Origin of the sequence: Pseudodesulfovibrio thermohalotolerans, assembly GCF_021353295.2 — a bacterium.
GTDB lineage: Bacteria > Desulfobacterota > Desulfovibrionia > Desulfovibrionales > Desulfovibrionaceae > Pseudodesulfovibrio > Pseudodesulfovibrio thermohalotolerans.
Genome location: NZ_CP120635.1, coordinates 2,607,849 through 2,629,881, shown reverse-complemented (window position 1 = coordinate 2,629,881; position 22,033 = coordinate 2,607,849). Strand labels below are relative to the sequence as shown.

Here is a 22,033-nt window from a genome sequence, read left to right as displayed (position 1 = left end):
ATAGCTCATTGAAGTGCGAAAAAAACCAAAATTGGTACAAAAAACAAAATACTATGCGGTGACGACGGTGTGGAGGCATATATCATTCACCAGGTTTTGTCGATGGGTTAACGTATCGACAACCGGATGAATTGTAGAAAAATTGAATATGGGGGAGGTATCAGGGGAACATTTCAACCCGTTCCACCCGGCAGACGCGGGTCGTGAACGACGAATACCACTTCCGCCGCCCGTGCTCTTGGGCGGCGCGATGCTTCGGGTGTTCCTTCCAGGCGCGGATGGCCTCCAGGCTTTCCCAATAGGAAACGGTCAGGCCGATCTCTTCGCGGGCGGAATCAACCCCTAGGAAGCCGGGCATGGACCGTGCCAGTTCGAGCATCAGCGCGGCGGTTTCGGCGTAGCCGTCGTCCGTGTCGGTGCGCGTGGAAGTGAAGATCACCGCGTAGCAGGGGCTCGTCAGGCCAGGCTGATTCGTTTGCATTGAGCCCCCTTGGGTGTGAAAATTTCCAGTTTAGGCGACAGGGCGATGGGCTGGTCGATCTTTTCGGACAGGAATACGGTCGGATTGTGTTCCAGGAGCTGACCCGGCCGGGGGAAAGTGCGGCAGAACATTTCGCCCCAGTTGGTGGCATAGATCACCGCCACATGTTCGATGCGTCCGGTTTCGGGCGGGTCGGTCAGGTTGAGGATGAAGAAGGCCCGGTTCACCTCTTCGGAGCGCAGTCCCTCGTTGATGTCCGGTTCGAAAGTCTCGGCGAAGGGGAAGAACTCATGCAGGGCGGCCATGAGGTGCTGGAGGTCCGTCAACGCCATGGGCGCGATGGAGCGGTCGGCCTGCAACAGGCTGTCGGGATGGTAGATCCGGTTGGCCAGAAGCCAGGCCAGCAGATGGATCGGGTCCTGGTTGCGGTGCAGAATCTGAAGATTTTCGGCGGACTGCTTGGCGTCCATCCGCTCGCCGCCGCGCACGGTCCATTCGGTCGGCTTGCCTTGGGCCTTGCCTGCCGCGAAGTGCAGGATGGAGAAGCCGTTTTCCCTGACGTCCATGAACGGAACGCGCATGATCTTGTTGCTTTTGTTCGCGAAGTTGGCCGCGATGCGGCGGCCCATGCGGGTCAGATCTTCGGGGCTGACCAGAGCTTTGGGCCGTCCCTTGGGCGAGAGACCTTCTTGGATTCGGCGGTAGGTGTCGACCATGTACCGGCGCACGTGCGAGCCCATGCGCAAGGATTTTTCGAAGGGCCAGGCCCGGTGCGACTCGGCCAGCCTGCCGGGTTCCACGTAGCCCGAGCCGAACAGGACCGAGATGAGGCTTTCGTCCTCGGGCCGGGCAGGCAGGTTCATGAACAGAGGGATGTCCGGGAGGTTGGCCTTGAGCCGAAAGGATTCCTTGAGCAGGGCGGCCGCGTTGTTCTCGCCGCGTTCCGAGTAGTAGGCGTGCAGGGTGGAGAAAAGGGCGGTGTACGGGTCGGTGTCCATCTTGCCCTGGCGGTTGCGGATGAGGTTGCGCTTGATGCGGTCGCACAGGGGCAGGCCGGACGCGCCGGGCGAGGAATAGGTTTCGAGCAGGCCGAGCTTGAGCACGGACTTGAAGGGCGAGTGCACGGCCTTGACCATCTGCCAGAGGGAACCGCCGAAATATTCGTCCGGCGGCACTTCGGCAAGGTAGCCGAAGTCCTCCAACCGGGGCTTGCCGCACAGGGGGTAGCGCCGGGCCGCGCGGATACAGGCTTCATAGGTCTTGCGGCTCGCTCCCGCCGGGGTGACCCACCAGGCGATGTTCTTGCCCGCCAATTTGAGCGCGGTGCGGTAGAACTCCTCCTTCAGCAACAGGACCTGGGCCGAGCCCGAGCTTTCCTCGTCGCCGGAGAGGAAGCGGTTTTCGCGCACATCGTCCATGCGCATGGGGTAGAAGTGGACCTCCAGGTCGTATTCGCTGTGGGCCCACAGGGCCATGGCGTCGAGCTTGCGTTTAAGTCCGTGTTCCATGGCCATGGTCACGTCGCCGTCGTAGCAGATCCAACAGTCCAGATCGGAGCGCGAGGTCTGGGCCACGGTGCCCAGGCTGCCCATGGCGTAGACGGCCTGGATGCGGATTTCCGGTCCGGTGCGGCGTCCCGGGACGACGCCCAGCCGTTCGCGGACCACCTCCAGGTCGGTCAGGCCGGGATGGTAGCCCCACACGCGGCAGGAGGGAATCTTGCCGAAGTTGTAGCGCCGTTCGAAGACGTCGCTGTCGAGGAGCAACGGGAGCATCCGCAGGAACGTCTGCTGATCGTGAGACAGGGTCCCTATCGCCCTGTGCATACGCTGGCGGTTGTTGTCGAGCATACGCCGCTCCCGGCGCATGAAGGTCAGCTCTCTGGACCAGGCGATCAGCACCCTCTGGACCGCGAACGGATCGGTTTCACCGGCCGAGGGGGTGCCGTTTCGTTCCACTTCGCGGGCGAACAGGGTCATTTGGCGGATGCGGTTGGCCAGGAATTGGGGATGGCCAGCGTCCGAGTTCTTGATGATGGACCTGGTGACCGGCGAGCCGGGCAGTTCCATGGACGCCAGGATGCAGTCCCGGACATACATGGCGTGCAGGCAGCATCGGCTCAACTCAACGCCCTGGAAATCGTCGCCCACAAGCTCGGTGAAGGAAAAGTCGCACGCCTCGAATCTGGACGTGTGCAGGGTACAGCCGTGCAGGGCGCTTCCGGCCAGGCCGCACAGGGTGAAGTCGGCGCGGGTCATCCGGGTGTCGCGGAAGACTGTTTCGCTGAAGATGGAGGCCCGGAAGCGGCATCGTTCGAAGGTGCAGTTCGAGAAGAAGGCGTCCGAGAAGACGCAGTCCATGAACACGCAGTCCTCGAACCGGGTGTCGGCGAATTCGGTTCCCGTGAAGCGGACTTCCCGGAATTTGGCGCCTACGATGTCGCAACCTCGGAACAGCCCGTCCGCCAGGTCGACGCGCTCCACCCTGATGTTGGAGAAACCGGCGCGGACAAAGGCCGAGCCGGCGAGTCCAAGCCCGGTCAGTTCGCGATTCTCCAGCCGTTCGCCGTCCACGGTTGAAGGATCGAGCTCCATGTCTCGGACGTTGCGCGATCGGGCCAGAAGGGCTTGGAGGGTTTTGGGCTTGGGCTGGAAGAGTCGTTTGAGAAGGCCGGTCTTGGGAGGTTCGAAGGCGTCGCGGCGCGGCGCGGCGGGCGGTCCGGCCCCGGCCCTGTCCGGGGAAAAAATACCCTTGGGCGGACAGTCATCCGAGACGCTGCGGACAAAGTCCGGGGCGATGGCCTTGAGCGCGCCGAGCATTTCGAGCTGCGCATTGGTCCGCTTGTCCTCGGACAGTGAGGCGATATACTGGAAGAAACCGATGTCGCCGAGCAGCGGGGCGCGGGAGACGGCAGCCGCGCGGATGCCCGGCATACGGGTGCGGACCGAGGCCAGCAACTTGCCGATTCCCGGATGGTCCTGAGCTATGAGCGCGTCGAGGCAGGCTCCGGCCAGGGGGACGTCGGCGGCGGGCAGAATTTTGAGGAGTGCGCCGAGAATGGTCTTGTTGCCCGCTTCGGCCACGGCCGCGATGGTCCGCAGGGCCGCGACGTTCGCCTTGATGCGGCCCAGGTCCACGGCCTTGGCCAGGGCTTCGGCGTAAGCCGCATCGCCCATTCCCCGGATGACCAGGCACAATTGTTCCAGCTCCCGACCCTCGACGCCGTTGGTCAGCCGGGAGTTGATCCAGCGGCCGAACAGCCCGCTCATGATGGCCTGCTTGACGGGGAAGGCCAGGGTGTCGCCCTGTTCGCCGAGCCGGGCCACGAACGGGGCCAGCTCCTCGGGATCGGTGCCCATGAGCGGCTTGAGCAGCTCTTCCAGCCAGGTCAGGGTGTCCCTGTTTTTTCTGCCGGGAAAGTCCTTGAGCATCTCGTGCGCCAAGGCCAGCCGCTCGGTGGCGGGCCAGGACGCGACCTTGGGCGCGAGCTGGGGCAGCGGCGCGTCGCGGCCCTCGATGAAGCGCGAGCAGAGAGTCCGCCCGAACCGTCCTGACCGCGTCATGGCGCGGAGGCAAGTCTGGATCGTGTGGATGTCGCTGGAGCCCGAGGCCAGTCGATAGAGGGCCAGAACAGCCTCGCCAAGGGGCACGGCTTCGGCCTGTGACGGACGGGGGGTCAGGTCGCACCACCTCATGAACGATTCGGCCAGCCGTCCTATGCCGGGGCCGTCATTCAAGGATGGGCCGTCGGCCAGGACGCCTATGGCCGAGGCCAGGGTGCGTATGTTCGGATTGTCGTGGCTCATCACCATTTGCTGCCTGGGTAAGATGGCGCGATAGTGCAGGGAAACCGGGGCGAAGTCAAAGCCCAGTTGGCCCCTTTTCGCATCGGATTTACGGGGGAGCGGAGCGGGGTGTTTCAAGGGGTTGAAAACACGGCCTGAAAAGCTCGGGAAGCCGCTGAAACACTTGTTTAAGGAATAAAAACATTTTGACTCACCCATGACAATGGCCTATCGTCCCCACCTATTATTGATTCTGAAAAATCCGGTACAAATCAACATTTCAGGGATGACACCTATGTATACACTTCGTACCCTTCCGGGAGACGACGTCCGTCAGATTATGTGGCGTTTCGCCGAGCGGTTCGATATCCAGATGTCCGTGCAGAGCGCCCGGTCCATCGCCCGCTCCACCGTGGCCAAGCTGGTCGCCGAGGGGGCGCGCAACACCCATGAGTGGACCGAGCAGAAGGGCGAGCTCCTGACCGCCTTCGACCAATCCGGTCTGACCTCTCTGTTCATGGACCCCCATCAGGGCGGATACATCGAAGGTCCCAAGAACCTCGCGCTCGCTCTGGTCGCCTACGAGCTGGCCTGGGTCGACGCGGGCGCGGCCACCTCTTCGCTGGCCTCCTGCCTGGCTTTGGCTCCCATTCACGAGAAGGGCACCCCCGAACAGCGCGACAAGTACATGTCCGCCTGTGTTCCGCCCCAGCCGGGCGAGGACCGGGAAATCTGGCGCGGCGCGTTTGCTTTGACCGAGCCGCTTCCCTACGTGGGCGTGGATACCGGCGTGCTTTGCGGCAAGGCTTCCGTTGAAGAGTGGAATGACGGCGAGGAGCCCATGCTCCGGATCGACAAGCGCGGCCGGTTCATCACCAACATGGACTTCGCCAACTTCGTCACCGCTGCCGTGGAGTCCAAGGACGAGCGAATCAAGGGCTCCTTCATGGTCATCCTCGAAGAGGGCGACGAAGGCGTGTTCGATCGCGGCGCGCCGACCCTCAAGATGGTCCATCAGCTTTCCTCCACCCGCGACCCCGTTTTGAACCTCAAGGTTCCCGCCTCCCGCATCATTGGCGGCTACGACGTGGTCGACGGCGTGATCGTGCCCAAGTACAACCACTCCGAGATCATCGGCGCGGTCTTCCACCGCACCCGCATTCCCGTGGGCCTGATGACCTCGGCCAAGCTCCTTTCCGCCATCGAGCCGGTCATCCGCTATCATCGCAACCGGTTCCGGGGCGGTGACGCCTGCCATGAAGGCTCCCCGCGCTTCGACAAGGGCATCCAGAACAACGAGGACGCCCTGCAGCGGCTCGTCGATGTCTGGGCTTCCGGCGAAGCGGGCTGCTCCCTGGCCTTTGCCGCCGCGCGGCTGGCCGATCGCTTCGACCCCATCGAGAAGGCCAAGGAGGCCCATTTCGAGGCCGAAGGCGTGACGAGCATCCGCAAGCAGATGTCCGCCCTGCGCCAGCTCCACGATCAGGTCCGAGAATTCATCGCCATGGAATACGGCCCGGCCGAAGAGCGCGACGAAGCCCGCTACAACGAGCTTTCGAACGACACTCTGGTCCAGTACGCCTACATGGAGGCCCTGGCCGGCATCCTCAATCCCGGCGTGAAGCTCTGGAACACTGGCGAAGGCGCCAACAAGATGCGCGAGGCCGTGGCGTTGGTCGGCGGTTACGGCATCACCGAGGACTGCCCCGGCTTCCTCATGCAGAAGTGGACCGACTGCCAGCTCGAAGCCACCTACGAAGGCCCCGAGGCCGTGCAGCGCCGCCACCTGACCATGACCATGACCTCCGACATCTTCGGCTGCATCATGGAAAACTGGATCGCGCAAATGCGCCGCGCGGGCAGGGACGTTCCCGGTCTGGGCGGCTACGTGCTGGCTTCGGCCATGGAGCTGTGGCAGTGGACCCTGGCCCACCTGCAGGAGAGCAAGGACGAGAACGGCAGGAAGCTGTATCACAACAAGCGGCAGGGCGTTACTTTCGCCATGGCCGATGCGTTGGGCTGGATTCTTGGCCCCTACTTCCTGGCCCGCGACGTCATGGAGCTTATCGAGAAAGGCCCCATGTCCCCGATTCTGGCCGATGGCCTCGACGATCTGACCGGGTTCTACAAGGACCTGTGCCACGTCCAGGCGGCGCGCGCCGCCGGAGAGGTCGCCCGCATCTGTTCCGAGCTGGTTTACGGTTTCAACTGGAACCATTGCCCGACCCCGGACGGCGGTATCGCCGAGAAGTGCGAGCCCAAGGGCGAATGCGCCGAGGACGGCACCCTGGGCGATCAGTCCAAGTGCGCTCGTCCGGACCTCGTCCGCTTCCGCGAACTCAAGGCGACCGTGGACATGTGCCTGGCCGGCTCCCGTCTGGCCAAGGACCGCGCGGGCAACGCCCTGACCGAAGTGATGATTCCTGAAGCCCTCGATTACCCGCAGGGGTAAGCAAAATAGCAAAAAGCGAGAGGGAAGCCTTCTAAAAAAGGTTTCCCTCTCGCGTTCTTTCTTTCAATATATATTTTTCGGTGCGCCGCCTGGAAGAGAAGAGGACAGTCATATATGATAACGGCGGCGCGGGGAGCGCGGAGCTGATTCCCGCACCCGGAACGATTCAAACTTCAACCCAAACCCACCCCACAGGCGCGCCGGGAAGGGGCACGCCTGACTCACCTCCCGACATATCCCGCATGGCGGCCCAAAAAGTTCAGGGAGAAAAAAGGGGATGGGAGGCCGGGGCAAGGGGAGAGCGAAGCCTTTTTCAAGGGTTCCCTTTCCCCTTCTCCCGGCCGCCGGAGGCACCCAATGAGCGACGAGACGCCGCGTGTCGAGATGGAAACGGACATTGTATGTGTGGGCTTCGGCCCTGCCGCGGGCGGGTTTCTGACAACCCTGACGCGCGGCCTGATGAACGAGGACGGCACGCCCGCGGCCGAGAGCAAGGTCATGCCGGGAATGCCGCCGCAGGTCATCTGCTACGAGCGTGCCGACGACATCGGCTTCGGCGTTTCGGGCGTGGTGACCAAGGGCCGCGCCATCAAGGCGAGCTTCCCCGATCTTGATTTGTCTCAGATTCCCATGGCCTGCGAGGTCAGGGAAGAGAAAATTCTGTACCTCGGAGATCCCGTTGGCGCGAGCCGCAGGCCGAAGCTGTTCGAGCTGGCGGACAAGGCGCTCGGCCGGTGGATGAAGGACGGCGCATATGAGCTGCCGTACATTCCCGCATTTCTGGAGAAGCATCCGGGGCTGGCCTTTTCCATCGGCCAGTTCAACCAGTGGGTGGGCGCGAACCTGATGGGCACGGGAATGGCCCAGATATGGCCGTCCAGCCCCGTGGCCGAGCCCCTCGTGGAGGGACAGGCCGTCAAGGGCGTGCGCATGGCAGATCAGGGCGTGGACAAGGACGGCGCTCCGGGCGCGGGCTACATGCCCGGCATGGACATGAAGGCCGCCCTGACCGTGGTTGCCGACGGCCCGGTGGGCGCGGTGGGACAGGCGCTCAACCGCAAGCTCGGAATGCCCGGCGACAACCACCAGCGCGAGTGGGCCGTGGGCATGAAGTGTGTGGTGGACCTGCCCGAGGGCTGCGACTGGCAACCCGGCACCGTGCTGCACACCATCGGCTACCCCGAACCTGAAATTTTCGGTTTCCTGTACGTTTACCCCGACAATGTGGCCAGCCTCGGCATCTTCGTGCCGTCCTGGTTCGACAACCCCGTGCGCACGGCCTACCGCTACATGCAGCACTGGATGCTGCACCCGTATCTGTGGAAGCGGCTTCAGGGCGGCACCTTGCGTTCCTGGGGAGCCAAATCCCTGAACGAGTCGGGCAAGCGCGGCGAGCCTATTCTCTGCGGCGACGGTTTTGCACGCATCGGCGAAGGCTCCGGCTCCACCAACGTGCTCATCGGCGCGGGCGTCGACGAGGCGTGGGCCACGGGCGTTCAGCTCGGCGAGGCCGTGCTGGAGCTGCTCAAGAGCGGCCGCGAGTTCACCAAGGAAAACCTGGAGAACACCTATGTTTCCCGCCGCCGCGCTTCCTGGGTCGAGAAGGAGGCCGAGGTGGCCAAGAAATCGCGCGACGGCTTCACCAAATCCGTGTTGTCCGGGTTCCTCGGCATGGGACTGAGCGGCCTTACCAACGGGCTTTTGAACATGCCGGGCCAGGCGCTCAAGCCCCAGGAACGCATCCCGAGCATCGAGGATTACTACCGGGACGTGATCCCGGCGGGCGAGATCTCCGACATCCGCGCCGAATGCGCCAAAAAGGGCGCGAGCCTGCACGACGCGCTCATGAATCGCGCGGGCTGGCCCGAGATTCCGCTGGACGGGCAGCTTCTGGTTTCCCACCAGGACGCCTTGCTCATGGGCGGCAAGGTTCAGGCCAACCCCGGCTACGGCGACCACGTGCGCTTCGCCGATCCGGTCATCTGCGCCGCCTGCCGCGAACAGGTCTGCGTGGAAGCGTGTTCCGGCCAGGCCATTTACACCAATCCCGAGGGCGGCGCGCCGCTTTTCGATCGGGAAAAGTGCATACACTGCGGTGCGTGCATGTGGAATTGCAGCAAGTCCGATCCCCAGGACCGTGAACGGACCAACGTCAAGTTCATGGCCGGTTCCGGCGGGCTGCATTCCGTGGAGAATTAGGATAGGAAATGAATGGATCGCCTTTGGCGGACTGGTCGGGTGATTTCGCTTTCGATGTCCAAGGGGCTATGCCCCCTGGGAACCCCGTAGGCGCCTCCGTCGAATTGGTTCATTGATGAGGCCGTCTTCTCGCGAACGTATTCCGCGAAGCGGCACCAAAAGTTTTGGAGAGTCCAGAGAACCTTTTTCAAAAGGTTCTTTGGCCGCCGGAGGCATTCTGCCCGCGGCCTTTGGAACTCCGCCGCCTCCTTTGGCGAAATGATTTGTCGATAAGCCGCCTCCTCGCGGACGCATTCCGCGAAGCGGCGCTAAAAAAGTTTTGGAGAGTCCAGAGAACCTTTTTCAAAAGGTTCTCTGGCCGCCGGAGGCAAAAATCGCCGAAAGCGGAAAATGGACGGCATGAGAAATGCGATTGCCGCCGCTAATCTAAGGAGAACAATGAATGGGTAGTGAATTCCACATCGTGGTCTGTGGTTCCATCGTTCCGGACCCGCTCCAGACCCTCGCGCCCCAGGACGGACCTGCCGGGCCGTCCCTGAAGAATGAAATGATGCTTCCCGCCGTGCTCGATCCGTGGGCCGGGCACGCTTTGTTTGAAGCCGCGCATCTGGCGGCGGCCAATCCGGGCAGCCAGGTCTGGCTGGTCAGCCTCGGCCCCAAGGCCAAGCTGCAACAGGTCATGATGTCCGTGGCCCAGAAGGTCCCGTTCCAACTGGTCGTGGCCGACGGTTCGGCTTCGGGTTTCGCTGATGCGTACGAGACCGCCAAGGCCCTGGCCGGAACCATTGAGGGCATCGCCGGACTGGACAAGTCCAAGCTGCTGCTCTTCGGCGGCTGGCAGTCCGCTTCGCGCGGCTCTGGCGCGGTCATCCAGATGGTCGGCGAGAGGCTCGGCGTGACTGAGCAGTTCCAGGGTGTGGACAAGCTCACCGTGGGCGGCGACGGCTCCCTGGAGGTGCTTGAGCGCGTGGAGGGCGGCGCATACCAGAAGTCTGTCGTGGACGGCGCGCCCGCCGCGTTCGGCTGGGCCACCGGCGAACTGCCCGAGCCCCCGAACAATCCGCAGGTCGGTATGCAGAACATGCAGCGGAACATGCCCGCCCTGATGCAGGCCAAGCCCGCCGACCTTTCCGGCACGACCCTCAAGTTCTCCTCGGTGGAACTGCCGCAGCAGCGCCGCGAGACCCGCATCGTCAAGGACGTGCCGGTGGAGGAGATGGCCAGGGAAATCGTCGAATGGATCAAGGGTTAGGGGGAAAAGCCATGACTGTTTTGTATCTTGCTCACACCGAATGCGACAATTCCCTGCACAAGTCCGCCCTTGAGGCTCTGAACGCGGCCAAGACCGCGGCCGAGGGCCTTGGTTGCGAACTGATCGTGGGGCTTATCGGCGGGGATATCGCTGCCGCCGCCGATTCCATTGGCGGTTGCGGCGCGAAATTCTATGGAGTGTCCGGTTCCGATTTCGCCGACGGCCGCTATGCCTCGGACGTTGCCGCCGCCGAGGCCATTGCCAAGGCGTGCACGCCCGAAGTGGTGGTGGCTCCGGCCACATCCCGTTTCAGCCGCGCGTTGCCTGGTCTGGCCATCCGGCTCGACGGCCGCGTGGACACCCACCTGTCCGGCTTCGAGGCCGTGGACGGCAAGCCCGTGGCCAAGCGGTGGTTCTACCGTCAGCGCATGGAAGGCGTCCTCACCCGTGAAGAGCGGCCGTGGATCGTGACGCTGGATTCCGGCTGCGCCGAGCCTTTCGAGGGCGCGGGCGCGGCGAGCGTGGAGATGCTCGACGTGGACGTCTCCGCCGTGCGAACCAAGGTGGCGGGCATGGAGTGCGCCTCCGAGGATGCCCAGACCATCCGTCCGGACGCCGACCTGCTTTTCGTGGCGGGCGCGGGTTGGACGAAGAAGCAGGCCGACGGCGCCACGCATGTGGAGGAAGCCGAGAAGGCCATCCTGTCCTTCCTGGACACCACCAAGTCCTCCCTTGGCTCGTCCAAGTCCCTGGTGGACATTTCGGGCGAGGGCGGCAAGGTCATCTCGTTCTTGACGCACATGCATCAGGTCGGGCAGACCGGCGCGACCCCACGCCATCCCAAGGGATTGTCCTCCTGCTGCCACGGCGAGGAGCCGCACGTGGTCGGCTGGCGTTTCATCAAGGAACGCCGCGCCATCAACCTGGACGCCGGTTGCGGCTGGGCCCAGGGCAAGTGCGATGTGCTCTACGTCGGCGACGCCTTTGCCATCATGGCGAAGGTCAACGAGCTGCTCGGCTGATCCGGCCGGAGACAATGATTATGCAGGCCGCGCCCGTTTTTCGGGTGCGGCCTTTTTTTTATGGCCGTTGCGCGGGGAAGGGGCAGGTCGGGCGGTGGTGGATCGTCGCGTTGAGGATGGCCTCCAGAAGATCCGAGGGGTTGAATGGCATGGTCACGACCTCGTCCATGCCCGCCTCGCGGAAGCATTTTCGTTCCTCGTCGTTTGCGAAGACGGTCAGACCGATGATGGGGATGTCGGCGGCGATGCCTTCGGCCGCGCCGGAACGGATGATTTCCGTGACTTCCAGGCCATTGACGATCGGCATCTGCACATCCATGAGCACGAGGTCGAAGCCGCCCTGCATCAGGGCGTCGATGACGTGCTGGCCGTTGGCGACCACAGCGGCGTTGTGGCCGTGCTCCCTGAGCAGGCGGGTGGTGGCCAGGGCGTTTATCTCGTCATCCTCGGCCACGAGTATGTTCAGGCGAAGGGCGAGTTCTTCCTTGGAAGCGGCCGTTTCGGGGTGGTCCGATACAACGAAAAGCGGCAGGGTCAGGGTAAAGACGCTGCCCTCGCCGGGGCGGCTTTCGAGACCGATGGTCCCGTCCATGATTTCGGCCAGCCTGCGGGAGATGGTCAATCCCAACCCCGCTCCGCTGTACCGCTTGGTCATGAAGTCCTCGCCAAGCATGAAACGCTCGAAAATGTCTTCCCGCTTGTCTTCCGGGATGCCAATGCCCGTGTCGGCTATGGAGATGTGAACCGTGAGCAGGCCGGGGGCGTCCGGGCTTTCCTTGGATGAAGCGGAGACTGTGACCTTTCCCTGTTCCGTGAACTTCACGGCGTTGTGCACCAAATTGATGAGAATCTGGCGCAGCTTTTCCCCGTCGCCGTGGACCTTGACCGGGAGGGCGCTGTCCAGACGGCATTCGAGCCCGATGTCCTTTATCTCGGCCTGGGGGAGCAGGAGGGCCGTGGCGGAGCGGATGGTTTCGTGCAGGTCGAAGTCCTTCCTGTTCAGGCTTTCGCAGTCCGTTTCGATGTTGGACAGGTCGAGCAGGGAGGAGAGGACCCGGGAGAGCTGGATGCTCGATTCCAGGCTGAGATTCAGGTACTCCTTCTGTTCGTCCGTGAGCCCGCCCGTGTTCAGGAGCAGTTGGGTCATGCCCATGATGCCGTTGAGCGGGGTGCGCAGTTCGTGGCTCATGTTGGCCAGGAACTGGCCCTTGGCCCGGTCCGCGAATCGGGCTTCGTGCATGGCCCGGACCAGTTCCTTCTCCATGCGCTTGCGTTGGAGAATCTGCCAGACGCCGTCCATTATGAGACAAAGCTGGACCACGTCGGAATCGGTATAGTCGCTGTCCTTGTTGGCCACGCCGACCAGCAGTTGGATGCGGTCGTGGTCGATGACCGGGACGTTCATGTGCCGGAAAAGGGGAATGTGCCCCTCGGGGACGCCTCGGCGCTCCGGGGCATTGGCGTAGTCGTTGGTGATGACGGGCGTTCGCCTTCGGATCGCCTCGGCCCACAGCCCCGCCTTGTCGACGGGGAAGGTGCGCGATTTGTCGGCCACGGTGCATTCGTTAGGATCGAAGACGGACCACGGGCGCAGGGTCAGGGAGGTCTCGTGTTCGTCCATGAAGCCGATATATCCCATGCGGCTGTCGGTAAGATGCACGGCCTGGGTCAGGGCGTAGTCGAGGATTTCCACCTCGGTCCGGTTTATCATTCGAGAGATGGTGTACAGGGCCCTGAATCGCTGCTCGTTCAGGTCGGCAAGGAACTCCCGTTCTCTTCTGGCCGTGATGTCCCGGATGATGAGAATGAAGAGAGGCTCGTCACCGAATCCCAGGGCGTGGGAGCGGATTTCGACCGGCGTTTCCTCTGTGCCGGAGCGCAGGGTGTGCTCAATGCGCCGGGAGCCGGTTTCGAAATGGGATTCGTCTTTGGTCAGGGCAGAGAAATTGGTGATGATCGCGCCGGGAGTGCTGTTCAGGATTTCTTCGCGGGTCAGGCCGAGCAGGTCGCAGGCGGTTGTGTTGGCTTCGATGATCCGCGCGTTGGCTGGTTCGGCTCCCTCCCCCCGGCAGGCCAGGGCGGCGTCCGGCTCCTGCAGTTCAAGAATGTTTCGGAGTGAAGCTAGGTCGGTCATGGCCGATTCTTAACCCCCTAGTGTGCGGGCGACGAATTCGAGCAGGTGGGCCTTGTGGATTGGCTTGGCCAGGAAGTCGGTGCAGCCCGCTTTGAGCGAGCGTTGGCGGTCTTCGGTGAAGGCGTTGGCGGACACGGCCACGATGGGCACCGGGCGTCGGCCCTGTTCCCGTTCGAAGAGGCGGATTTCGCGGGTGGCGTCCAGCCCGTCCATGATGGGCATGAAGATGTCCATGAGCACCAGGCCGTAGGAACCGCTTTTGAAGAGTTCCACGGCTTCGCGTCCGTTCCAGGCAAAGTCGAGAGCATAGCCCGAGTTGCTGAAGAACAGCGAGAGCAGCATCTGGTTGCTCTCCGAGTCTTCGGCGACAAGGATGCTCCTTTGTGGGGCGAACCCGTTTGTCGCCGTTTGCCGGTTGTTCACGTCGTTTCCCTCTGGTCTTTTTCCTGTCCCGCGCGGTCCGTCCTGCCCTCCCGCTTGCGTCGTCCGGCGTGCGGACATGGCGAGGCGGAGCGGAACATGCCGCTGGTCGTTTCAGTGACAATACAAGCGGCCGGATGCCCGTTTCACTGTGATATTCAATCCTTTCCGGGCGGCGTGGAATGCGTCGATACAACTTTCGATAATATGACACATAACGCAAGGAGGCGCGATGGGCAAGTCCTTGAGAGAGCCGGGCTTTTGCTTTGTGCCGTGTGGTGGGAGAACGGCTAGGCGGCGTGTCCGGATTTGACCATGCGGCGATGGCCGCGCATGACCGCCACCGACTCCGCCGTGTAGACGGCCAGCCCGGACCAGATCAGGGCGAAGGTCACCATGTGGCTCGTGGTGAACGGCTCCTTGTAGACGAACACGCCGAGCAGGAACGCGATGGACGGGGCCAGGTATTGGAGCAGCCCGAGGGTGGTCAGTTGCAGCCGCCGCGCGCCGAAGGCGAAGCCGATGAGCGGCGAGGCCGTGACCACGCCCGCGCCGATGAGCAGCAGGTCCACTTGAACGCCCTGGTGGAACAGGGCGGACGCACCGTGGGTCTGGAGCCAGAGAATGTAGGCAAGGGCAAAGGGGCCGAGGACCATGGTTTCGAGGAACAGGCCGGGCAGGGACTCGACGGAGGCGATCTTCCTGAGCAGGCCGTACAGTCCGAAGCTTACGGCCAGGACCAGGGATATCCACGGCAGCTCGCCATGGCTGATGACGGAATTGAGCACGCCCAGCGCGGCCAGCCCTATGGCCGCCAGTTGCAGGGGGCGCAGGCGTTCGCGGAAGAAGATGAAGCCAAGCAGGACGTTGACCAGCGGGTTGATGTAATAGCCAAGGCTGGTGTCCAGCACATGGTTGGTGTTCACGGCCCATATGTACAGCAGCCAGTTGCCGCCGATCATCAGCGAGCTGGCCGCCAGTATGAGGAGGTCGCGCGGCGACTTGAGCGGAACGAGGGTTTCGGACCATCCTTTGCGAATGGTCAGGATGACGGCGATGAAGACCAGCGACCAGATCACTCTGTGACAGAGAATCTCGAATGGATTCACGGAGATGAGGGACTTCCAGTACACGGGAAGCAGCCCCCAGCCGAGAAAGGCGGCCAGGGCGGCGAGGAATCCGTAGGTTTTCTGTTTGGGGTCGGTGTGGCGCATTGTCTCCTCTCGGGCTTCGGAGCGCGAGAATACGCTCGGACTTCCGGCTGGTAAAGCCGGAATTTCGGGCGGGTCATATCAGGACCGGCACATGGCCCCGGCCAGTCCTCCCAGGGTGCGCACCCCCTGTTCCAGTTCGTCGGTCCATGGGCAGCCGCAACTCAGTCGGATATAGTTGGCGAACTTGTCCCGCGTGGAGAAGATGGCGCCGGGCGCGATGCCCACGCCGGCGGCCCTGGCCTGGAAGAACAGCTCCACCGAGTCCACGGATTTGGGCAGTTCCAGCCAGAGGACCGCGCCGCCTTCGGGGTGGGTCACTCTTGTTCCGGCCGGGAAGTGGCGGCCCAGGTGGAGCTGCATGGCGTCCATCTGTCGTTCCAGGTCCGAGCGAAGTTTTTTCAAATGCCGCTCCATGCGCCCCTGGCGGAGGTATTCGGCGATGGCCATCTGGGCCGGGGCCGAACTGGAGACGTTGGTGGTGGCCTTTATTTCCAGGGTCTTTTGACGGAACCGGCCCGGAAGCAGCCAGCCCACCCTGTAGCCGGGGGCGATGGTCTTGGAGAAGGAAGAGCAGAGCAGGACCAGCCCCTTTGTGTCGAATTCCTTGAAGGTGCCGGGTCGTTTCGCGCCGAAATGCAGGTCCGAATACACGTCGTCCTCCACCAGCGGAATGTTCCGCTTGGCGAGCATGTCCACGATTTCCTTCTTGGCCTCGTCCGGGGTCAGGCTGGAATCCGGGTTGTTGAAGTTGGGCGCGAGCACGCAGGCCGCGATGTCGAAGGTCTTCAGGGCACGGGCCAGGTCTTCGGGCAGGACTCCGCGTTCCGGGTCCGACGGCGTTTCGATGGCGCGCAGTCCCAGGGTTTCGAGAAGTTGCAGGAAACAGTAGTAGGTGGGCGACTGAATGAGCACAGTGTCGCCCCGGCGGCAGACCGACCGCAGGGAGAGGTACAGGGCCTCCATGCATCCGGCGGTGATGATCGGTTCGTCCGGCTTGACCGGGATGCCGAACTCCATGGACCTGTAAGCGATCTGGCGGATGAGCTTCGAATCGCCGGGAATGGGCGCGTATCCCATGGCCCGCTCCGGCTCGGCCCGGACCATGGCCGCGGTGATCCGTCCGAGTTCACGCAGGGGCAGACGCTGCGGCCCCGGCGCGATGACGTCCAGGGCCACCCGGTCGGCCGAACCCACGGACTCCAGGACGGTCTGGATGAGCCCGATGCGGGTCACCGGCCTGGGACGTTCCATGGGGGCGGGCGCGGTCTCGGTGCGCGGCAGCCTTTGGGCGGTGCGGCGCACGAAGAATCCCGACCTGGGGCGGGCCTCGATGATCCCCTGGCGCTCCAGTTCAAGATAGGCCTGGTTGACCGTGGACACCGATACGCCGAGCTTGGCGCTCAGTCCCCGCAGGGAGGGCAGCTTGTCGCCAAGCCCCAGGGCCCCGGCGTCGATCATGGCCATGACGTTCTTTTCCACGGTCTGGTAGCGGTATGTCTCCATGGGGATCGCCTGAATCTGTTTTGTATGGTTTTTGTTTGAACTGTATCTGTACTGGTTACAGATTTTGCGCTTTACTGCAAGGCGTGGATACAGCAGATTTAACCGGGCGATGGCCCGAAAACCGTTTACGGAGACCTTTGTCATGACCATTCCGGGCGTTGCCGACGAATCATCCGGCTCCCCCATGCTGTCCGCCGCCAGACAGGTGGCTCCCATTGTCATGGGCTATCTGCCCGTGGGCGCGGCGTACGGGGTCCTGGCCCAGCAGGCCGGACTTTCCCTGCTCAATACCGTGCTCATGTCGGTCCTGGTCTATGCCGGGTCCGCGCAGCTCATCGCCGTGGGCATGTTCGCCGCGGGGCTGAACCCGGCGTCCATCGTCGCCACCACGTTCGTGGTCAACCTCCGTCATCTGCTCATGAGCGCGTCGCTGGCCCCGAATCTCAGGAGCTGGAACAAGTGGGAACTCGCCCTGTTCGCCTACGAGGTCACGGACGAGTCCTTCGCCGTGCACTCCATGCGGTTCGCGCGCGGCGACCTGAACAAGACCATTTGCTTCGGCATCAACGCGCTGGCCCAGCTCTCCTGGGTACTGGCGTCCTTTGTGGGCTTCTTTGCCGGGGCGTCCATCCCGAGTGTGGAGCCGCTGGGCATCGACTATGCGCTGCCCGCCATGTTCATCGCGCTCCTGGTCATGCAGATGAAGAATGGCCTGCACGTCCTCGTGGCCGGTTTCAGCGGCCTGCTGGCCATTCTCTTGAACAAGGCGGGGGCGGATCAGTGGTCGGTCATCCTGGCCACGATCATCGGCGCAACCTTTGGAGCGGGAGTGGAGTCATGGACCAGAAAACAGTCTTTGTAACCATCGTCGCCATGCTGGCCGTGACGTATATCCCGCGCATGGTGCCGCTCGTGGTACTGGCCTCGCGGACTCTGCCCGGCCCGGTGGTCCGCTGGCTTTCCTACGTCCCGGCGGCCGTGCTCTCGTCCATGCTTTTCCCGGCTCTGCTTCTCAGGGACGGCAGCCTGGACGTTTCGTTCGACAACTACTTTTTGTGGGCGGCGGTCCCAGCCTTTATCCTGGCGTGGCGGACCAGATCCTTTTTCGGCACCGTGGCCCTGGGCATGGCCCTGGTGGCGGCGGGCCGTTGGTTTATCGGATAGGAGGGAATCATGAAGACCATCGGACTCATCGGCGGCATGAGCTGGGAATCCTCCCTGGAATATTACCGTGTCATGAATGAGGCCGTGAAGGCGCGCCTCGGCGGCCTGCATTCGGCCCGCATCCTCATGAACTCCGTGGATTTCGCCCCGTTGCGCGAGCAGATGCTCGCGGGCGGGTGGGACCAGGTCGGCGAACGGCTGGGCAAGGAGGCTCGCACTCTGGAGCTGGCCGGGGCCGAGCTTATGGTCATCGGCACCAACACCATGCACAAGGTGGCTCCGCAGGTGGAGGCGGCCGTGGATGTGCCGCTGGTCCATATCGCCGATGCCACGGCCGAGGCCGCCCGCTCGCGCGGCTTCTCGCGGGTGGCCCTGCTCGGGACCGTGTTCACCATGCAGGACGATTTTTACACGGGCCGTCTGCGTCGGCACGGTTTCGAGGTGCTTGTCCCCGGAGCCGAGGACCGGAAGCTTGTGGACCGGGTCATCTTCGACGAACTGTGCCGGGGCGAGTTCCTGGACGGCTCCCGCGCCGAGTATTTGCGCATTATCGAGGAATTGGCCGGGCAAGGCGCCGAGGCGGTCATCCTCGGCTGCACGGAAATCGGCCTGCTCGTCCGGCCGGAGGATACCGACGTGCCTACCCTGGACACCTGCCGCATTCACGCCGAAAAGGTGGTGGATCTGGCGCTTGGTTGAGTGCGTTCCGGGCTCTGTCCGCCGTTCTTTCCACATCCCGCGCTTGACGCCGCCCCGTAACGTGATATGGCATGTTGGCGCGCTGCGAGGGGCGTTTTTGTCGTCAGTTCAGAGGGGAGAGCGAGTGACCGAGACAACCGACATGACCTTGAAGGATTTGCTGAGCCGTTCCGTGGAGCTGTATGCCGACCGGACCGCGCTCGGGTTTGTGGGCGGTGAGGCCCTCACCTATGCCCAGTTCGGGAAGAGCGTGGCCGAGCTGCAGACCGTGCTGCGCGGGCTCGGCATCAAGCCCGAGGACAAGATCGCTCTCATCGGCGAGAATATGCCCAACTGGGCCATCAGTTATTTTGCAGCGACCACCATGGGTGTCATCGCGGTTCCCATCCTGCAGGAATTCCACCCCAGCGCCGTTCAGCACATCCTTCGTCACTCCGAGGCGAAGATGGTCATCGCTTCCAGACGATACATGGACAAGGTCGAGGGCGACAATATCCCCGACCTCGAAACCGTCATGATAATGGACGATTTTTCCATGGAGGACGAGGAGGGCAAGCGGACCACCTACGTCGAGGCCCTGGAGGCCGCCGGCGAGCGCATTGAGCAGTTCGCCGAAACGGCCCGCGAGCAGTTGGAGCACCTGGGCGAAGCGGCAAGGGACAAGCTGCCCGAGACCGCACGGGAGCGCGTGAACCGATTCAGCGACACGGCCAGGGAGACCATGGAGAAGTTCTCGGACTCCTACAAGGAGACCGTTGACTGGTTCAGCGCCTCGGCCCGCCGGTTCATCGACAGGAAAACCGGCAAGCCCTTTGAACTGACCGAAGACCATATTGCCGCGATTCTCTATACCTCCGGCACCACCGGCCATTCCAAAGGCGTGGTCCTGACCCACCGCAATCTCGTGCAGAACTGCATCGGCGGAGTCAGAACCATTCCGGTCCTCGAAACCGACCGTTTTCTGTCCGTGCTGCCCATGGCCCACACCTACGAGTGCAGCGTGGGCCTCATTATCCCTCTTCATTCCGGCAGTTCGGTCTTTTTCCTGCAAAAGCCGCCGACCCCGAAAACGCTCCTGCCCGCCATGCAGACGGTCAAGCCCACGGTGATGAACGTGGTCCCGCTCATCATCGAGAAAATCTACAAGAGCCGGATCAAGAAGAAGCTGACCGGAACCGGCGTCGCTCGCGGTCTGATGAAGATCGGCCTGACCCGGCGCAAACTTTCCCAGGTGGCCGGAAAGAAGCTCATCGACGCCTTTGGCGGCGAGCTTCGCTGCCTGTGCATCGGCGGGGCACCTCTTTCGCCCGAGGTCGAGCAGTTTCTGACCGACGCCAAGGTTCCTTATGCCGTGGGTTACGGCATGACCGAGGCGTCGCCCCTGCTGGCCGGAACCGATCCGTCCCTGCAACGGCATCGCGGCATCGGACCGGCAATCCCCGGCGTTGAGCTCAAGATCGACGATCCCGATCCCGAGACGGGCGAGGGCGAGGTCCTGGCCCGGGGGCCGAACATCATGCGCGAGTATTACAAGGCCCCCAAGGACACCGAGGCGACCTTCACCGAGGACGGCTGGCTCAAGACCGGCGATCTCGGCAAGTTTGAGGACGGCTATCTCTATCTCAAAGGGCGGCTGAAGAACGTCATTCTCGGCCCCAGCGGCGAGAATATTTATCCCGAAGAGGTCGAGTCCATCATCAACGCCAACGACTCAGTCCAGGAGTCTCTGGTTTACGATTCCGGCGGCAAGCTGATGGCCCGTATTCACCTCAACTACGAAAGCCTGGACGAGCAGTTCGGCGTCAACAAGATGATCGAATCCGAGGTTCGCGCCAAGGTGCAGAAAATCCTCGAAGACATTCGCGTCGAGGTGAATTCCAAGGTATCGTCCTTTGCCAGGCTCAAACGCGTGGTCGAGCAGATCGAGCCCTTCGAGAAGACGCCCACCCAGAAGATCAAGCGGTTCCTTTACACTGACCAATAGCGCGGCCGCCCGTATCCGGATCGGGCCAAGTCCGATCTCGGCGCATTCGCGTTTTTTCAAAAAAAGATGGCCCCCGGCTCGTAATCGAGCCGGGGGCTTGTTTTTGCCGTTTCGCCGGGAGCGGCGGGAACTGTTCGGCAAGCGAGTGGAGCGAGTTCACTTCACGTCGGCGGCCACGCGGAGGCTGACGATCTTGTCGGGGTTGCGGACCATGCCGCTTTGGCCGGAGCCTTTCTTGATCTTGTCGACGAACTCCATGCCCGATACGACCTGTCCCCAGACGGTGTACTGGCCGTCGAGGAAGGGAGCCGGGGCGAAACAGATGAAGAACTGGCTGTCGGCGCTGTCCGGGGAGGCCGCGCGGGCCATGCCCACCGTGCCGCGCTTGAACGGAGCCTTGCTGAACTCGGCGTCCAGGTTCTTGCCCGAACCGCCCCTGCCTGTGCCGGTGGGATCGCCGGTCTGGGCCATGAAGCCGTCGATGACGCGGTGAAAGACGATGCCGTCGTAGAATTTCATGCGGGCCAGTTCCTTTATCCGGGCCACGTGGGCGGGGGCCAGGTCGGGGCGCATCTCAATGACCACCCGGCCGGAATCGAGGTCGAGGTAGAGGGTGTTTTCCAGGTCTTGGGCCTGGGCTGCTGGGCTGGCCAGCAGCACCAGAAGGGCGCAGAGAACAATGGTTTGCAACAGGTTTTTCATATGGCTCCCGTGGGTTGTCGTTATGAGGAAGGCGCGGCCGCAAGCCGCGTACAGCAGTGTGTAGCGGCTTTTGCCGGGGAAGGGAAGCGGGGCGGGCCGTTTGCGTCGGCGGATCACGGAGCCGACCGAGCTAGGCGGAACCGAGGCAGCGGCCGATGTAGTTTCGAAGCTCCTCCCGCTGGAGAGGTTTGGCCAGGAACAGCGTGGCCCCGAGTTTGAGCAGATTGGAAATTTCGTTGATGCCGACCACGGCGGACATGATGACGATGGGCAGTTCGTTGAACTGCTGGTCGCCGCGCAGGGTCTGGATGAGCTGCTGGCCGTCCATCTCGGGCATCATGATGTCGGTCAGAAGCAAGTCGAAGTCGTTGCCCGCCATGAGCGTTTCGTAGGCATGTTTCCCGTGCGGGCTGACAAAAGCCGTGTGGCCGAGTTCCTCGACGATCTTTACGGCGAGCTTGCGGGATATGCGGTCGTCTTCGGCAATCAGTATCTTGGCCATGGGCGTATCCTCCTGTTCACGAGGCGCGCAGTCGCACTTTACGTGTTTTGAGAAGAAATATCAGGCAATGCATTTCCTGTCATCGGCATTAGAAATTGGGAGCCGCATTGACGGGAAATCAACGCCCGCGCGGGCGGGGAAGGAAAAGTGCGGCCGCGTCCAAAGGCGGGCGCGGCCGGGAAATCAGACCTTTTCGATGTGCATTACGTCGCCGAATTCACAGGTGATTTTATAGTTTCCGTTACTGGTTTCCACAACGAAGTCGTTGCCGGGGAAGAGGGTGCAGGCGGGGGCGAACCCGTCATTGACCATGATGTCCTTGGCCTCTCCGTTGGATTCGAACCTGACCGTGGTCCCATCGCCGAGAGTGATCATTTCTCCATGATGCACGTCCACGGGCAAATCTGATTCGGTAAACGATGACATATTCTCCTCCTGATTGATGGAAAGGAATCCTCCACAACTCGTCTATACACCCTGAAAACTAAAAAGAACAGCACCAATGGATGGCGCGGCTTCC

Annotated in this window: 17 protein-coding genes; 8 read left to right on the top strand and 9 right to left on the bottom strand. The window is 62.8% G+C overall.

Features of this window, described 5'->3' with window-relative positions; genetic code table 11:
* Positions 1-160 precede the first annotated feature (160 nt).
* Together LF599_RS12460 and LF599_RS12455 are read right to left on the bottom strand one after the other, a co-directional pair.
* A complete protein-coding gene (locus LF599_RS12460) occupies positions 161-481 on the bottom strand; it encodes an antibiotic biosynthesis monooxygenase family protein (protein ID WP_279521003.1) in 321 nt (106 codons plus the stop codon).
* Positions 457-4,287, bottom strand: a complete 3,831-nt coding sequence (locus LF599_RS12455; RefSeq protein ID WP_279521002.1) for a class I adenylate cyclase — start codon at positions 4,285-4,287, stop codon at positions 457-459. Before LF599_RS12455 ends, LF599_RS12460 begins: the two co-directional genes overlap by 25 nt.
* A gap of 274 nt (positions 4,288-4,561) precedes the next feature.
* On the opposite strand from LF599_RS12455, the gene LF599_RS12450 reads away from it, so the two are divergent.
* The 4 genes from LF599_RS12450 (at position 4,562) to LF599_RS12435 (ending at position 11,191) form a co-directional block, all read left to right on the top strand.
* Positions 4,562-6,718, top strand: coding sequence for an acyl-CoA dehydrogenase family protein (locus LF599_RS12450; RefSeq protein WP_279521001.1), 2,157 nt, complete (start codon positions 4,562-4,564; stop codon positions 6,716-6,718).
* A gap of 357 nt (positions 6,719-7,075) precedes the next feature.
* Positions 7,076-8,917, top strand: a complete 1,842-nt coding sequence (locus LF599_RS12445; protein ID WP_279521000.1) for a 4Fe-4S ferredoxin — start codon at positions 7,076-7,078, stop codon at positions 8,915-8,917.
* 442 nt (positions 8,918-9,359) lie between these two features.
* The gene (locus LF599_RS12440) at positions 9,360-10,169 is read left to right on the top strand and encodes an electron transfer flavoprotein subunit beta/FixA family protein (RefSeq protein ID WP_279520999.1); all 810 of its coding nucleotides are present in this window, start codon (positions 9,360-9,362) and stop codon (positions 10,167-10,169) included.
* A gap of 11 nt (positions 10,170-10,180) precedes the next feature.
* Positions 10,181-11,191, top strand: a complete 1,011-nt coding sequence (locus LF599_RS12435; RefSeq protein WP_269942176.1) for an electron transfer flavoprotein subunit alpha/FixB family protein — start codon at positions 10,181-10,183, stop codon at positions 11,189-11,191.
* Between the two features lie 58 nt (positions 11,192-11,249).
* On the opposite strand, the gene LF599_RS12430 is transcribed toward LF599_RS12435, so the two are convergent.
* From LF599_RS12430 to LF599_RS12415, 4 genes are all read right to left on the bottom strand, one after another.
* Positions 11,250-13,325: an ATP-binding protein gene (locus LF599_RS12430; protein WP_279520998.1), complete on the bottom strand. Its 2,076-nt coding sequence runs from the start codon at positions 13,323-13,325 to the stop codon at positions 11,250-11,252.
* A gap of 9 nt (positions 13,326-13,334) precedes the next feature.
* Positions 13,335-13,748 (bottom strand): response regulator, encoded by a 414-nt coding sequence (locus tag LF599_RS12425; protein ID WP_269942180.1) that lies wholly within the window; start codon positions 13,746-13,748, stop codon positions 13,335-13,337.
* A 287-nt stretch (positions 13,749-14,035) separates the two neighbouring features.
* On the bottom strand, positions 14,036-14,959 hold the full coding sequence (gene rarD, locus LF599_RS12420) for an EamA family transporter RarD (RefSeq protein WP_279520997.1): 924 nt from the start codon (positions 14,957-14,959) through the stop codon (positions 14,036-14,038).
* A gap of 78 nt (positions 14,960-15,037) precedes the next feature.
* Positions 15,038-16,462 carry an aminotransferase-like domain-containing protein gene (locus LF599_RS12415; protein WP_279520996.1) on the bottom strand — a complete coding sequence of 475 codons (1,425 nt, stop codon included), beginning with the start codon at positions 16,460-16,462 and terminating at the stop codon, positions 15,038-15,040.
* Positions 16,463-16,604: 142 nt separating this feature from the next.
* Between LF599_RS12415 and LF599_RS12410 the strand changes: the two genes are divergently transcribed.
* The 4 genes from LF599_RS12410 (at position 16,605) to LF599_RS12395 (ending at position 20,309) form a co-directional block, all read left to right on the top strand.
* Positions 16,605-17,324 (top strand): AzlC family ABC transporter permease, encoded by a 720-nt coding sequence (locus tag LF599_RS12410; RefSeq protein WP_279520995.1) that lies wholly within the window; start codon positions 16,605-16,607, stop codon positions 17,322-17,324.
* Positions 17,300-17,626 (top strand): AzlD domain-containing protein, encoded by a 327-nt coding sequence (locus LF599_RS12405; RefSeq protein WP_269942182.1) that lies wholly within the window; start codon positions 17,300-17,302, stop codon positions 17,624-17,626. Before LF599_RS12410 ends, LF599_RS12405 begins: the two co-directional genes overlap by 25 nt.
* Before the next feature lie 9 nt (positions 17,627-17,635).
* Positions 17,636-18,325, top strand: coding sequence for an aspartate/glutamate racemase family protein (locus LF599_RS12400; RefSeq protein WP_269942183.1), 690 nt, complete (start codon positions 17,636-17,638; stop codon positions 18,323-18,325).
* A 124-nt stretch (positions 18,326-18,449) separates the two neighbouring features.
* Positions 18,450-20,309: an AMP-binding protein gene (locus LF599_RS12395; protein ID WP_279520994.1), complete on the top strand. Its 1,860-nt coding sequence runs from the start codon at positions 18,450-18,452 to the stop codon at positions 20,307-20,309.
* A gap of 156 nt (positions 20,310-20,465) precedes the next feature.
* On the opposite strand, the gene LF599_RS12390 is transcribed toward LF599_RS12395, so the two are convergent.
* The 3 genes from LF599_RS12390 to LF599_RS12380 all read right to left on the bottom strand — a co-directional run bounded on the left by LF599_RS12390 (position 20,466) and on the right by LF599_RS12380 (position 21,939).
* Positions 20,466-21,011 carry a peptidylprolyl isomerase gene (locus LF599_RS12390; RefSeq protein ID WP_279520993.1) on the bottom strand — a complete coding sequence of 182 codons (546 nt, stop codon included), beginning with the start codon at positions 21,009-21,011 and terminating at the stop codon, positions 20,466-20,468.
* Positions 21,012-21,141: 130 nt separating this feature from the next.
* A complete protein-coding gene (locus LF599_RS12385) occupies positions 21,142-21,513 on the bottom strand; it encodes a response regulator (RefSeq protein ID WP_269942185.1) in 372 nt (123 codons plus the stop codon).
* A 183-nt stretch (positions 21,514-21,696) separates the two neighbouring features.
* Positions 21,697-21,939 carry a hypothetical protein gene (locus LF599_RS12380; protein ID WP_279520992.1) on the bottom strand — a complete coding sequence of 81 codons (243 nt, stop codon included), beginning with the start codon at positions 21,937-21,939 and terminating at the stop codon, positions 21,697-21,699.
* Positions 21,940-22,033: the final 94 nt, after the last annotated feature.